The organism is Microbacterium sp., from assembly GCF_041909575.1.
Taxonomy (GTDB): Bacteria; Actinomycetota; Actinomycetes; order Actinomycetales; family Microbacteriaceae; genus Microbacterium.
Map to the genome: position 1 here is coordinate 1 of NZ_JAYRDE010000081.1, position 13353 is coordinate 13353.

The 13353-nt window shown below is 70.3% G+C and carries 11 protein-coding genes; 2 read left to right on the forward strand and 9 right to left on the reverse strand.

What is annotated here, in order from left to right:
• From uvrA to ACE3O1_RS11400, 3 genes are all read right to left on the reverse strand, one after another.
• On the reverse strand, window positions 1–1724 hold a 1724-nt coding region (gene uvrA, locus ACE3O1_RS11390; protein ID WP_374315143.1), incomplete at its 3' end, for an excinuclease ABC subunit UvrA.
• A 132-nt stretch (window positions 1725–1856) separates the two neighbouring features.
• Window positions 1857–4265, reverse strand: a complete 2409-nt coding sequence (locus tag ACE3O1_RS11395; protein WP_374315144.1) for a bifunctional UDP-sugar hydrolase/5'-nucleotidase — start codon at window positions 4263–4265, stop codon at window positions 1857–1859.
• A 131-nt stretch (window positions 4266–4396) separates the two neighbouring features.
• Entirely contained in the window at window positions 4397–4849 is a 453-nt protein-coding gene (locus tag ACE3O1_RS11400) for a MarR family winged helix-turn-helix transcriptional regulator (RefSeq protein ID WP_374315145.1), read from the reverse strand.
• A gap of 34 nt (window positions 4850–4883) precedes the next feature.
• Here ACE3O1_RS11400 and ACE3O1_RS11405 point away from each other — a divergent pair, with 34 nt between their 5' ends.
• The gene (locus tag ACE3O1_RS11405; protein ID WP_374315146.1) at window positions 4884–5135 is read left to right on the forward strand and encodes a hypothetical protein; all 252 of its coding nucleotides are present in this window, start codon (window positions 4884–4886) and stop codon (window positions 5133–5135) included.
• Window positions 5136–5150: 15 nt separating this feature from the next.
• Here the strand turns inward: ACE3O1_RS11405 and uvrB are convergent, their stop codons facing one another.
• The 3 genes from uvrB to coaE all read right to left on the reverse strand — a co-directional run bounded on the left by uvrB (window position 5151) and on the right by coaE (window position 8601).
• Window positions 5151–7235: an excinuclease ABC subunit UvrB gene (uvrB, locus tag ACE3O1_RS11410; RefSeq protein ID WP_374315147.1), complete on the reverse strand. Its 2085-nt coding sequence runs from the start codon at window positions 7233–7235 to the stop codon at window positions 5151–5153.
• Window positions 7236–7315: 80 nt separating this feature from the next.
• A complete protein-coding gene (locus ACE3O1_RS11415; RefSeq protein ID WP_374315148.1) occupies window positions 7316–7939 on the reverse strand; it encodes a hypothetical protein in 624 nt (207 codons plus the stop codon).
• 47 nt (window positions 7940–7986) lie between these two features.
• Complete coding sequence (coaE, locus tag ACE3O1_RS11420) at window positions 7987–8601, reverse strand: dephospho-CoA kinase (RefSeq protein ID WP_374315150.1); 615 nt, start codon at window positions 8599–8601, stop codon at window positions 7987–7989.
• A 493-nt stretch (window positions 8602–9094) separates the two neighbouring features.
• Between coaE and ACE3O1_RS11425 the strand changes: the two genes are divergently transcribed.
• Window positions 9095–9889, forward strand: a complete 795-nt coding sequence (locus tag ACE3O1_RS11425) for a response regulator transcription factor (protein WP_374315154.1) — start codon at window positions 9095–9097, stop codon at window positions 9887–9889.
• Window positions 9890–9913: 24 nt separating this feature from the next.
• Here the strand turns inward: ACE3O1_RS11425 and ACE3O1_RS11430 are convergent, their stop codons facing one another.
• The 3 genes from ACE3O1_RS11430 to ACE3O1_RS11440 form a co-directional block, all read right to left on the reverse strand.
• Window positions 9914–11080, reverse strand: a complete 1167-nt coding sequence (locus ACE3O1_RS11430; protein WP_374315151.1) for a hypothetical protein — start codon at window positions 11078–11080, stop codon at window positions 9914–9916.
• The gene (locus tag ACE3O1_RS11435; protein ID WP_374315152.1) at window positions 11077–12768 is read right to left on the reverse strand and encodes an ATP-binding protein; all 1692 of its coding nucleotides are present in this window, start codon (window positions 12766–12768) and stop codon (window positions 11077–11079) included. Before ACE3O1_RS11435 ends, ACE3O1_RS11430 begins: the two co-directional genes overlap by 4 nt.
• A gap of 48 nt (window positions 12769–12816) precedes the next feature.
• The coding region (locus tag ACE3O1_RS11440; RefSeq protein ID WP_374315153.1) for a hypothetical protein at window positions 12817–13353 on the reverse strand (537 nt) is incomplete at its 5' end.

The following is a 13353-nucleotide window of genomic DNA, read 5'->3' on the forward strand; positions in this document are numbered from 1 at the left end:
ACGATCCAGTCCGCCGCGTGGATCGTCTCCTCGTCGTGCTCGACGACGATCAGCGTGTTGCCCAGATCGCGCAGCGTGAGGAGCGTCTCGATGAGCCGGCGGTTGTCGCGCTGGTGCAGCCCGATCGAGGGCTCGTCGAGCACGTAGAGCACGCCGGTCAGCCCGGACCCGATCTGCGTGGCCAGGCGGATGCGCTGCGCCTCGCCTCCCGAGAGCGACCCGGCCGATCGGCTCAGATTCAGGTAGGTGAGCCCGACCTGGATGAGGAACTCCAGGCGCACCCGGATCTCGCGCAGCACCTGCGCACCGATCTTGGCCTCGCGCTCGGTCAGCTCCAGGCCGGCGAAGAAGCGCTGCGCGTCGGCGAGGCTCAGGCGCGAGGCATCCGCGATGGAATGGCCGTGAACGAGCACCGCCAGCACCTCGGGCTTCAGGCGGGCGCCGTCGCAGACAGGGCACGGCACCTCGCGGAGGTACTCGGCCCATCGCTGGCGCTGCGTGTCGGTCTCGGCCTGCAGGTACTGGCGCTCGATGTAGGGGACGACGCCCTCGAACCCCGACGAGTAGCGCATCTCGCGCCCGTAGCGGTTCTTCCACTTGACGGTGACCTTGTAGTTCTCGCCGCGCAGCACCGCCTCGCGGACCTCGGTGCGCAGCATCCGCCACGGGGTGTCCAGTGAGAAGTCGAGATCGTTCGCGAGACCCTCGAGCAGCCGCTCGTAGTACTGGAAGAGGCCCTTGCCCTGCGTGGTCCACGGGATGAGGACGCCTTCGCGGATCGAGAGGTCCTCGTCGCCGATCATCAGGTCGACGTCCACCGACATGCGCGTGCCCAGACCCGAGCAGGCGGGACAGGCGCCGAACGGGGCGTTGAACGAGAACGTGCGCGGCTCGATCTCGGTCAGCTGCAGCGGGTGCCCGTTCGGGCACGCCAGCTTCTCGGAGAACGACTGCCAGGCGTCGTCGCCCTCGAGGTCGACGTAGTTGACCTGCACGACGCCGCCGGCGAGCCCGAGCGCCGTCTCGACCGAGTCGGTGACGCGGCTCAGGATGTCGGGAGCCGCCACCAGACGGTCGACGACGACGGCGATGTCGTGCTTGTAGCTCTTCTTGAGCGCGGGCGGCTCGGCCAGCTGGACGAGTTCGCCGTCGACGACGGCGCGCGCGTAGCCCTTGGCCGACAGCTCCTTGAAGAGGTCGACGAACTCGCCCTTCTTCTGCGTCACCACGGGCGCGACGATCTGGTACCGCGTGCGCTCGGGCAGCTCCATCAGCTGATCGGCGATCTGCTGCACGGTCTGCCGCTGGATGACCTCACCGCACTCCGGGCAGTGCGGCACCCCGATGCGCGCCCACAGCAGGCGCATGTAGTCGTGGATCTCGGTGATCGTGCCGACGGTCGAGCGCGGGTTGCGGTTCGTCGACTTCTGGTCGATCGACACCGCGGGGCTCAGTCCCTCGATGAAGTCGACGTCGGGTCGGTCGACCTGGCCGAGGAACTGACGCGCGTACGCGCTCAGCGACTCGACGTAGCGGCGCTGGCCCTCGGCGAAGATCGTGTCGAAGGCGAGGCTGGACTTGCCGGAGCCCGAGAGTCCCGTGAACACGACGAGAGAGTCGCGCGGGATGTCGAGGTCGACGTTCTTGAGGTTGTGGACTCGAGCACCGCGGACACTGAGTTTTCCGCTGGTGTTTCCGGGCACGGCGACAGGAACGATGGGCACCCGACAAGTTTAGGCGGGGCCTCCGACATCGGCTCCGGAGCTGCCCGCTTCTGTGCTTCCTGCCAGGCGGAAGACGACGGATGCCGCGAGGTCGGGCGACCCCGCGGCATCCGCGTCGTTGTGTGCCGTGACCTACTTGACGACGACCGTCACCGTCGCGCTCTCGGACGGCTTCACCGTGGCGCTGCCCTCGTAGACGAGCTTCAGCGGGTGCGAGCCCTTGCCCAGCTTCGGCAGCTTGAGCTTGACGACGCCCTGATCGGCCGCGGTGAGGGTCACCGTGGCGATGACCGTCGCGCCGTCGTAGATCTTGGCGACGCCGGTGACCGGCGTCCCCCACTGCGCGGTGATCGTGCCCATGTACTGGATCACGCCTTTGCCCTTGGAATTGGCCTCCGTCTTGTTGGGTGCTCCCGTCGTGGTGCTGTCGGCCCGGTCGATCGCGAGCGGCACGACCACCGACGTGCCCGTCTTCGCTCCGGTGAGGGTCAGCTCCACGGATCCGCCGAGCGGCACGTCCGTCGGAAGGACGACCGACACGTGCGCCGTGCCGAGGTTGTCGTACGGATCGGTGCCGAGCACGGTCGAGACAGGTGCGGTGCCGAGTACGCGGTCACCCAGCGAGACGACGATCTCGGTGTCCTTGACGTCGGCCGCGGTGGACATCGACCACGACTTGACGTCGAGCTCGACGGTCGCACCCGGGTCGTACGCCGTGGGCGCCGTCGCGGGGAAGGCCACCTCGACGGCGCGCTGCGCGTAGTCGACCGGCAGCGGCGTGGTCTCGGCGAAGGCGTCCATGTAATCCACCATCGCCGCCAGGTCCACCTTGCCGGTGTCGCGCTTGGCCGTGCCGTTGGCGAACTCGCGGAAGTTGTCGCCGCCCGTCGAGAGGAACGAGTTCGCCGTCACGGAGTACGTCGCGGCGAGGTCGATCGGCTCGCCGTTCAGCCACATGCCGGTGATGGTGCCCTCCGGCGCCGTGTACTGCAGGCCCTCTTCGTTCTCGGCGGTGTTCGGGTTGTCGCGCCGGGTCTCGGTGACCGTCGTCTGCGTGTAGGTGTACTCGAACCCGTCGGACACCCCGAGCCGCAGGAACGGCCGGGAGGGCAGGGCGTTGTAGGCGTCGCGCTGCCACTGCTGCTCGAGGAGCGTCTTGATCTGCGCGCCGGTCAGCGACATGTTGACCAGCGTGTTGGCGAAGGACTGCACGTTGGCCGCCTGCTTGTACGTCAACGTGCGCGGGTACGACCCGTCGCCCGGGTCGACGCCCACCATGTCGGCGCGGAGACCGCCGGGGTTCATGAAGGCGATCTCGGCTGCGCCCGACTCGGGCTGCTCGGTCGCCCAGCGCTGCACCTCGGCGACGAGGTTGCCGATCGTCGATTCGCCGCCGCGGTTCTCGTTCGGGAGTCCCGTCGTGGGGTTGATCGTCGCCAGCTGCGCGCGGTTGAACGCACCGGCGATCGTGCCGAGCGGCTCGGCACCGAGGACGTCCGCGGTGTTCTTCGCTTCGAGGACCAGCGCGGCGACCTCCGGGTCAGCGGGGTAGCCCGCGATCGCGAGGAGGTTCTGCGCTTTCGCCGTCACGGCGCCCGCGGCACTGTCGACGGTGAAGAGCAGCTGGTTGAGGCTCGTGCCGTACTGACCGGCCGAGACGACCGGACGCTCGGTGACCGCGCGGCCCTCCGCCGCCCACTGGGCGACGGGGAACGAGCAGTTGTACGCGAGGTGCGTGTGACCGGAGACGATCGCGTCGACGTCGGGCGAGACGGTGTTGACGATGTCCGCCCACTTGCCCGAGTCGCGCATCGTCAAGCAGTTGTTGGACGGGGCGCCCTCGTGGACGAGCATGACGACGAGGTCGGCGCCGTTGGCGACGAGATCGGCCGCCTCGGCGTTGACGGAGTCGACGATCCCCGTGACGTCGATGTCGGCGATGCCGCCCGGGCTCACGAGCGAGGGCAGCTCTTCGGTGACGGCACCGACGAAGCCCACCTGGACTCCCGCCATCTCCTTGATCCACGTGGCGGGGACGGCGTCGTCGCCGGTCGCCTTCACTTTGAGGTTCGCGGCGATGTACTCCCACTGGGCGCCGCCGTACGGGTTCGTCACGGCGTCGTAGGGGGCCATCACCCGGTTGATGAGGTCGTCGTAGCCCTGGTCGAGTTCATGGTTGCCGACGGCCGACACCTCGAGGCCCGCGGCGTTGAGGGCGTCGATCGTGGGCTTGTCGTGCTGGATGAACGACTCGAAGGTGGACGCGCCGATGAGGTCGCCCGCTGCCGCGAACACCGTGTTCGGGTTCGTGCCCCGCAGCTGCTCCACGGCGCCGGCGAGCTTCGCCGCACCGGCCTGCGCGCCCTCGTCGAGGATGCGACCGTGGAAGTCATTGGTCGCAAGGATCTGGATCTGCGTCTCGGCGGCGTTCGCCGCCGGGCTCGCGACGAGCATCCCCGCTCCCAGGGCCATGATCGCGGCGGCGGCGCCGGTCGCGATCCTGCGACGCGACGGAGAGCTGGGGTCGTGGTGTGACCGCATGTGTGTTCCTCTTCTGGACGGATGAACAGCCCCGGAGGCGGGCTCGCTGTCGGGTCCGGACGGGGCTTCAGAGCGAGCCTAGGAAATCGGTGGGTGTCTGCCTAGAGGATGAGAGGAAGTTCATGTATCGGTCAGGCAACGCTCGCGCTGCGTCCGCCTGCGAACGGCATCAGGCCGTCCCGGAGGGCGGCGACGCGCTCGGCATCCAGGCCGGTGATCCGCATGATCTGGCCGGGAACCTCGAGCGCCGAGGCGCGCAGACGCTGCCCTTCCTCGGTGAGCCGGATCTCCAGGACCCGCTCGTCATCGGTCCGGCGCGAGCGGGCCACCCTTCCCTGCGCCTCGAGGCGCTTGACGAGCGGCGAGAGCGTCGCCGGCTCCATCGCGAGTTCGTCGGCGAGCTCCCGCAGCGAGCGCGGCGACTCCTCCCACAGGGCGAGCATCACCAGGTACTGCGGATGCGTGAGCCCGAGCGGCTCGAGCACCGGCCGGTAGACGGACACCACGTTGCGCGCTGCCGTCACCAGTGCGAAGCAGAGCTGATTCTCGAGCTTCAAGAGGTCGTCGGGTTCCACGTCGAGCATCCTACTCTCGCTAACGTTTAGTACACTAATGAATATGGATGATGCTGCTGCCCCCGGTGCCTCACGCTCGCTCCGCGCACGCGTGCGCGACGCCGGCGGCTGGTACGCGTTCCTCAACAGCGCGCTGATCCGGCTGGCGGGTCCCGCGGCCGTCGGCCCCTACGAGACGGCTCCCCCGCCGTCGGCGGCCGAACGCGCCGAGAGTGCGTGTCCGCTGTGCGGCGCGCCGATCTCACACCACACGTTCGATCGCAGCGGACCGAAGCCCCTGATGCACTGCCCGTGAGCAGGCGCCCGCGAGCTACGCGTGGCCTGCGCGCTCCATCGCCCGGAGTTCCTTCTTGAGGTCCTGCACCTCGTCGCGCAGGCGCGCGGCGAGCTCGAACTTCAGTTCGCCCGCCGCGGCCAGCATCTGGTCGCTGAGGTCGGCGATCGTCGCCTCGAGCTGATTGGCCCCTTCGGCCGCGATGCCCTCACGCCGCAGCTGAGGTGTCGGCGACTTGCCCTTGCCGGACTTCAGTCGTGAGTCCTTGCCCTTGCGGGACAGCATCGCGTCGGTGTCGGATGCCTCACGCGCGAGCACCTCGGTGATGTCGGCGATGCGCTTGCGCAGCGGTTGCGGATCGATCCCGTTGGCGGTGTTGTAGGCGACCTGCTTCTCGCGGCGGCGATCGGTCTCCTCGATGGCTTTGCGCATGGAGTCCGTGACGGTGTCGGCGTACATGTGCACCTCGCCGGACACGTTGCGCGCCGCCCGGCCGATCGTCTGGATGAGCGACGTGCCGCTGCGGAGGAACCCCTCCTTGTCGGCGTCGAGGATCGACACGAGCGACACCTCGGGGAGGTCGAGTCCCTCGCGCAGCAGGTTGATGCCGACCAGCACGTCGTACACGCCGGCTCGCAGCTCGCTGAGCAGCTCGACGCGCCGCAGCGTGTCGACGTCGGAGTGCAGGTACCGCACGCGAACCCCGTGCTCGCCGAGGAAGTCGGTGAGCTCTTCGGCCATCTTCTTGGTGAGCGTGGTGACGAGGACCCGCTCGTCGCGCGACGCGCGCAGCCGGATCTCCTCGAGCAGGTCGTCGATCTGACCCTTCGACGGCTTCACGATGATCTGCGGGTCGATCAGACCCGTCGGGCGGATGATCTGCTCGACGACCCCGTCGGCGATGCCCATCTCGTAGCGACCGGGCGTGGCCGAGAGGTAGACGGTCTGGCCGACGCGGTTCTTGAACTCGTCGAACCGCAGCGGGCGGTTGTCGAGGGCGCTGGGAAGCCGGAAGCCGTGCTCGACGAGGGTGCGCTTGCGCGAGGCATCCCCCTCGTACATCGCCCCGATCTGCGGGACGGTGACGTGCGACTCGTCGATCACCATGAGGAAGTCGTCGGGGAAGAAGTCGAGCAGCGTGTGCGGCGGCTCGCCGGGCAGGCGGCCGTCGAGATGCCGTGAGTAGTTCTCGATGCCGGAGCAGAACCCGAGCTGCTGCAGCATCTCGAGGTCGAACGTGGTGCGCATGCGCAGCCGCTGCGCCTCGAGCAGCTTGTTCTGCGACTCGAGCTCCTTCAGGCGCTGCTCGAGCTCGTGCTCGATCGTGCCGATCGCCCGCTGCACGGTCTCGGTGCCCGCCGCGTAGTGCGTCGCCGGGAAGATCGGCACGGAGTCCAGCCGCTGCACCACGTCGCCCGTCAGCGGGTGGAGCATGTAGAGCGCCTCGATCTCGTCGCCGAACATCTCGACGCGGATCGCGTACTCCTCGTAGACCGGGATGATCTCGATCGTGTCGCCGCGCACGCGGAAGTTGCCCCGCGAGAAGTCCACGTCGTTGCGGTTGTACTGCATCGCGATGAACTTGCGGATGAGGGCGTCGCGGTCGTATCGCTCCCCCACCTGGAGCGCGACCATCGCGCGCAGGTACTCCTCGGGCGAGCCCAGTCCGTAGATGCACGACACCGTGCTCACCACGACGACATCGCGCCGCGAGAGCAGCGAGTTGGTCGTGGAGTGCCGCAGACGCTCGACCTCGGCGTTGATCGACGAGTCCTTCTCGATGAAGGTGTCGGTCTGGGGCACGTAGGCCTCGGGCTGGTAGTAGTCGTAGTAGCTGACGAAGTACTCGACCGCGTTGTTCGGCATCAGCTCGCGGAACTCGTTGGCCAGCTGTGCCGCCAGCGTCTTGTTGTGGGCGAGCACGAGCGTCGGCCGCTGCACCGCCTCGACCAGCCAGGCGGTCGTCGCCGACTTGCCGGTGCCGGTGGCGCCGAGCAGGACGACGTCGGTCTCGCCGGCATTGATGCGTGCCGCGAGCTCGGCGATGGCCTGCGGCTGATCGCCGGAGGGCTCGAACTCGCTGATGACCTCGAACGGGCGGACGGAACGGGTGGCTTGCACCCTTCCAGCGTAGGCGGGCCCTCCGACACCGGGCCGGGCGTTCGCGCCGGGCGGACCCGTGAGCGGTGCTGCCGTCGGTCTCAGAGCCCGCCGCCGGCGTCGCCGCCGCCGAAGCCCCCACCGTCGAAGCCGCCGCCGAAGCCACCGCCGTCGTACCCGCCGCCGCCGTCGTACCCGCCCCCGCCGCCGAAGCCGCCTGCGGAGCCGGAGTCGTAGGTGTCGCCCACCCAGGCGGGCTCGGATCCGATGATCATCGACCCCGCGCCCGCCGACCAGTACGACATGACCGCCGCCGAGAGCAGGAAGTTCTGCGACACGGCGACCGCGACCCCGCTGCTCAGAAGGAGGCCTCGGGAGTCCACGGCGTCGCGCGGATCGGCCTGACCGGTCACGGTGGTCCTGGTCGCAGCATCCGTCCCGGCGGCCCGCTGCGCGCGCCGCTCCTCGGCGCGCCGCACCAGCTTCGCCAGGACGGTCGGGTCATCGGATGCCGCGTCCCGCTCTGACTCGGACATGAACGGGCGCAGCTGCTCGAACATCTCGCGCCGCTGCTCGGGCGGGAGGTCGCGGAACGCCGTGGCGTGCGCCCGCTCGATGACGGACGCCGGAAGCGTGTTCAGCAGATAGACGTAGCGGCCGATGCGCTCCTCGTCGGTGAGCGCGGCGACCCGCCGCTTGCGACGGAATCCCGAGAACATGCCCATGCCGCACCTCCTGTTCGCGCCAGGCTACCCGCGCGAGGCACGCGCGACTAGCCGCGCGCGGCGATGAGTCCCGGAAGCGCGGACCACAGCTCGTCGACCTGCCGCAGCGTGTCATCGAGCGCGCCGGCCGTGTCGATCACGACGTCGGCGACGGCGAGGCGCGCCTCGTCCGACACCTGCGAGGCGAGGCGGGCCGCGGCATCCGCGTCGCTCATCCCGCGCAGCTCGACCAGGCGACGGCGTCGGACGGCCTCGGGAGCGTGGGCGACCACGATGAGCTCCCACGGGTCGTCGGACCTCGCCTCGACCAGCAGCGGCACGTCGTACACGACGACCGCGTCGCGGTCCGCCGCGAAGGCATCGCCGAACCGGCGCGCCGACTCCGCGCGCACGGCGGGGTGCACGATCGCGTTCAGGCGCGCCACCGCGTCCGGGTCGCCGAAGGCGCGGGCGCCGAGCGCCGCACGGTCGAGCGATCCGTCGGCGCGCAGCACGTCCGCGCCGAACGCGTCGGCGAGGTCGGAGAGCACCGGGGAGCCCGGCTGCTGCACGTCACGGACGATCTGGTCGGCATCGACCACGACGGCGCCGTGCTCGGCCAGCCGGCGGGCGATCGTTGACTTGCCGGAGGCGATACCGCCGGTGAGCGCGACGAGAGGCATGCATCGAGGATGCCACGGGCCAGCCGCGGCGTGCGCGCAACCCTTGGGCGCTCCTGAGGTCGCACTGAGGGTGGGCTGAGTTCGCCGGGCTACGGTCGGATCAACCCGAACGATTCGGGTCCGAAGCTTGGGGCTTCTGGGGAGGTGGGGCCGTGAACGGACGTGACAGTGTGACGTCCCTCGCGACCCGGTCTCCCTCGGCCCGATCCGCCATCAGGCGCAGCGGACGGATCCGGATCCGGTGCGGAGGGGCGGCGGCCGTGGGGGCGGTCGCCGCCTCGTCCCGCACCACAGGGGCGCGTACTGCGCGGCGTGAGGGGGTTCACGTCGCGGGGTGCGAGGCCTCTCGCCCTGGTGGGACCTGCAGCCCGGATCGACCCGATCCGGACCGCGGTCCCACCGGGGCCGCCCTCCGTCTGCGGCGGTCCCCTTCAGGGGACACGCCGTGACGGACACACCGACACGCCTCTTCCAGACCGCGTTCTGGGATATCATGACCGACGTCCAGGAGCCGGCGGTCGTCTCCCCGGCACCGGAAGGCGAATCGGTGGAAGAAGCTCGCGTTGCGGTCGTGATCGAGGATGAGGAAGACATCCGATCCCTCCTGACTGCGGTGCTCGCGCAGGCCGGATTCGAGGTGCACGGCGCGCCCGACGGCTATGTCGGACTCGAGCTCGTCCGCGAGCATCAGCCGCTCGTGACCACGCTCGATGTGAACATGCCCGGCATGGACGGCTTCGAGACCGCCAAGCGGATCCGCTCGATCAGCGCCACCTACATCGTGATGCTCAGCGCGCGCACCGAGGAGATCGACGCCCTGCAAGGGCTCGAGGCCGGCGCCGACGACTACGTCGCCAAGCCGTTCCGGCCGCGTGAGCTGCGCGCGCGCATCGACGCGATGCTGCGGCGTCCCCGGCACCACATGACCGCGGCACCGCCCGCCGAGCCGGTCGAGCCCGCCGGGGAATGGCTCGAGCACCAGGGACTCCGGCTCAATGCCGACACCCGGATCGTCACCGTCGACGGCGCGGACCTCGAGCTCACCCGCAGCGAGTTCGACATCCTCGCCGACCTGCTCGCTGCCGGCCGGCGCGTGCGCGGGAAGTCCGATCTCGCCCTCATGCTGCGCGGCGAGCACTTCACCGGTGCGGAGTTCGTGAGCGACAGCGATGCGCGCGCCATCGAGGTGCACGTGGCCAACCTGCGCCGCAAGCTCGGCGAGTCTCCCACCAACCCGCGCTGGATCGAGACCGTGCGCGGAGTGGGCTACCGGCTCACCGCCCCCTGACGTCGCCCCGCCGGGTCGAGGGCGCTAGCCCGTCTCGCCCACGAGCACGGATGTCTCGATGCTGTCGGCGGCTCGGATCGCGGTGTCACGCGCGACGCGCTGCAATGCCTGTGCGTGGTATCCCACCGCGTCGCTGAGCGCGATCCCCACGCCGACGACCGGGATGACGCCGCCGCCCACCTTGCCGAGGTCGTCGAACAGGCCGCGGTAGATCACGCCCGCCTGCCTCCGCGCCTCGCTCGGCGAGTCGACGAGCACGCCCACGCACAGCCCCGTCGGCCCGTCCTCGGCGACGAGGGCGTTGGACGGCGCGTGCCGGCGCACGCCCGTGCGCCACGTCTCGGTCACCGCGCGCGCGACCTCGCTGCCGAACGCGGTCGAGATCTGATCGAGATCCTCCACCCGCACGGCGATCACGCCGACGAGCTCCTGCCTCACCGAGGCCCGTTCGCACAGCCCGGTGAGGGCCTCGTCGAAGAGCTCGTGGTCGAGCACGCCGTCCCGGACCGCTGCCTGCCCTGTCCGGCGCCGGTAGCCCCGCATCGGCGCACGGGAGGCGCGCAGCACCGACGTGACGACGACCGCGACGATCGTGAGGACGACGGTCACGAAGCTCGTCGGGATGGTGCCGAACGCGCTCTCGAAGAGAGCCGAGTCGGGCCCGGAGGTGAGGAAGGTGGTGGTGCGCGACACGTAGAACAGCGACTGGAATCCGAGCACGGCGGCGAGCACCCACGCCGTGCGGGATTCGCGCAGCGCACCGCGAAGGCACTCCACCGCCCCGGCACCGGCGAAGACGATGAGCGCGAAGAACATCCACAGCGCCCCCGCCCAGTCGCCCCCGTCCTCCCCTGCCACCACGACGGAGAGTCCGGCCGCGAGCACGCCGAGGGCCACGAGCGCCGAGGCCCAGTCCATGCGCCGGTGGTTGAAGCGGCGACAGCCGAGCCACATGCAGCCGGTGCCGGCGACGAACGCGGCGTTGCCGACGGCCACGGCCCACCACGCCGCGTCGGCCTGCGACCACATCGTGTAGGCGAGGGTCGTCAGCATCGCGGCGAGGAAGCCCAGCGCCCAGATGCGTCCCGCTCCCTCGTCGCGACGCAGCAGCGTCTCGACGATGAACAGCGTGCCGCTCGTGTTGACGACGAGCGCCGTCATCACGAGCACGCTGGTGAGTTCGAGTGTCATGGCGTGGTCCCTCCCGGGCCGGTCGCGGGGAGCTTGACGATGAACGTGGACCCGACGCCGGGTGAGCTGTGCAGCCCCAGCTCGCCACCATGGGCCCGCACGATGTCGCGCGTGATCGCGAGGCCCAGGCCGGTGCCGGTGCGACGCTCGGCGCCGGCTTTGTAGTACCGCTGGAACAGGCGCGAGCGGTCGGCCTCGCTGATCCCGATGCCGGTGTCGCGCACGAGAATCCACGTCGACACGCCGTCGGTGGTGGTGCCGAGGAACACGGTGCCGCCGTCCTTGTTGTAGGCGATCGCGTTGGAGACGAGGTTGTCGACGACCTGGCGCAGCCGCATCGGGTCGGCCCACACCCCGGCCTCCTCGAGGCCGGTCATGTCGATCGTGACGGCACGGGATGCCGCACGCGGCAGCAGCGCCTCCCCCGAGGCGCGCACGATGTCGCGGGCGTCGAGCTCCTGCGCGGTCATGGTCGCCTCGATCGACGACGAGGAGGAACTGGATGCCGCGAGGATGTCGGCGACGATGCGCAGCAGGCGCTCGGCATTGCGCTCGGCGATGTCGAGGTTCGCGCGGACGTGGTCGGGGATGTCCGGCTCCTCGATCGCGAGGTCGAGGTAGCCCAGGATCGAGGTGAGCGGCGTGCGCAGCTCGTGCGACACCGACGCGACGAGCTCGTCCCGCGCTCGGAGCGCCTCGAGCTCGGACGTGACGTCGCGGGAGACGACGACCGCCCCGCCGTCGCCCCCGTCCGGGTCGATCAGGCGGCGCGCGGTGATGCTCAGCGCCTTGCGCGGCCCCGGCTCCTCGCCGAACCAGATCACATGCCCGTCGAACGCCTCGCCGCGCAGCGCGCGCTCCACGGGCAGCTCATCGGAGGGCAGCCGCGTGACGCCGTCGTCGCGGAACGCCGGCGCCTGCTCCCCGTCGTCGGACCCCATCGCCTGCTGGAGACGTCCGTGCGCCTCGTTCGTGACGGCGACACGGCCGTCGCCGTCGATGCGGACCACTCCGAAGTCGACGGCGTCGAGCACCTCGGTGACGACCTGCTCCTGGCGTCGCGAGCTCTCCAGCACGCGGCGGAGGAGCTGCGCCTGCTTGGCCAGGAGGGTTCGCTGCGCGTCGGACCGGCGAGCGGTGAGATGGCTCGTCGCCGCGACCGCGAAGAGCACGAGCGGCAGCAGGAACGTCGTGTAGGTCACCTGCTGGGCGCTCACGAGCGCGAGCACCGTCGTGATGCCCGCGACCGTGACGATCACCGCGAACATGCCGAGCAGGCCGAAGCCCGCGGCGAGCCACATCACCGGGAAGATCCAGAGCAGGCCCATCGCGGTGCGGGGCGCCGCCAGCTGCATGAGCGTGATCGCGACGATGTCGATCGCCGGGACGACCGCCACCCATCCGTACGGCAGCCGGTTCCAGGGGACCACCAGCGTCGCGCCCGTGAGCACGATGATGATCACGACACCGGCGAAGAACAGCACCGGGTCCCCCGGGAAGGGCCCGACGGCCACGAGCGCGCCGAGCGCGAAGACGACGGAGGCGAGCAGCAGCTGGTTCAGCGTGGCGGTGCGGCCTCGCGTGCGATCTGCGAAATCCTGCCGAAGCCACCCGGCGCGCGGGCGAGCGGTGCGCGCTTCGGACGGACGCCGGGCGCGACGCTGTTCACCGTTCGGCGCGCCGACCATACGGTGAAACTAACGGATGCCGTGCCCTCCGTGTGCGGGGCTCGCAGATCAGAACCCGAAGTCGCCGCCGAAGTCGCCCCCGAAGCCGCCGAAGTCCGCCCCCGCGTCCGCGCCACCCGTGTCGCCGCCCCATCCCGACCCCGAGTCGCCCCAGCCGTCGCCGCTCGCGGCATCGCCGCCGGCGTCGCCGGAATCCGCGGATTCGTCGGCCGAGGCATCCGCCGACCCGTCGCCGTCACCCTCGCCGCCCGCCATCGACGGCGCGAGGAACGCACTCACCAGCGCCGAGCCGATCACGTAGCCGACCACGGTGCCGAGGATCGAGGAGCCGAGCATCGACCCGAACGACGGCCCGCCCTGGCGCTGCGGGCCGAGCGTGCGCTCCATGAAGCCCGGCTGCGTGTACTCGGCACGCGTCGCCGCGCGCGCCAGCGCCTGCGGATCGGCCGACCGCGGTCGCTCGTACTCGGGGAGGCCGGCGGAGAGATCGGCCAGAACCTGCTGGCGCTGCGCATCGGTGAGCTTCGCGAACGCCTCGGCGTGGACCTGCTCGATCGTCTCGGGCGGTGCGGAGTCCTTCAGCAG

Bases quoted from the DNA above. Each gene is read 5' to 3' on its own strand.
- ACE3O1_RS11395 (WP_374315144.1), bottom strand. From the start codon at position 4,265: ATGCGGTCACACCACGACCCCAGCTCTCCGTCGCGTCGCAGGATCGCG.
- ACE3O1_RS11400 (WP_374315145.1), bottom strand. From the start codon at position 4,849: ATGCTCGACGTGGAACCCGACGACCTCTTGAAGCTCGAGAATCAGCTC.
- ACE3O1_RS11405 (WP_374315146.1), top strand. From the start codon at position 4,884: ATGGATGATGCTGCTGCCCCCGGTGCCTCACGCTCGCTCCGCGCACGC.
- ACE3O1_RS11415 (WP_374315148.1), bottom strand. From the start codon at position 7,939: ATGGGCATGTTCTCGGGATTCCGTCGCAAGCGGCGGGTCGCCGCGCTC.
- coaE (WP_374315150.1), bottom strand. From the start codon at position 8,601: ATGCCTCTCGTCGCGCTCACCGGCGGTATCGCCTCCGGCAAGTCAACG.
- ACE3O1_RS11425 (WP_374315154.1), top strand. From the start codon at position 9,095: ATGACCGACGTCCAGGAGCCGGCGGTCGTCTCCCCGGCACCGGAAGGC.
- ACE3O1_RS11430 (WP_374315151.1), bottom strand. From the start codon at position 11,080: ATGACACTCGAACTCACCAGCGTGCTCGTGATGACGGCGCTCGTCGTC.
- ACE3O1_RS11435 (WP_374315152.1), bottom strand. From the start codon at position 12,768: ATGGTCGGCGCGCCGAACGGTGAACAGCGTCGCGCCCGGCGTCCGTCC.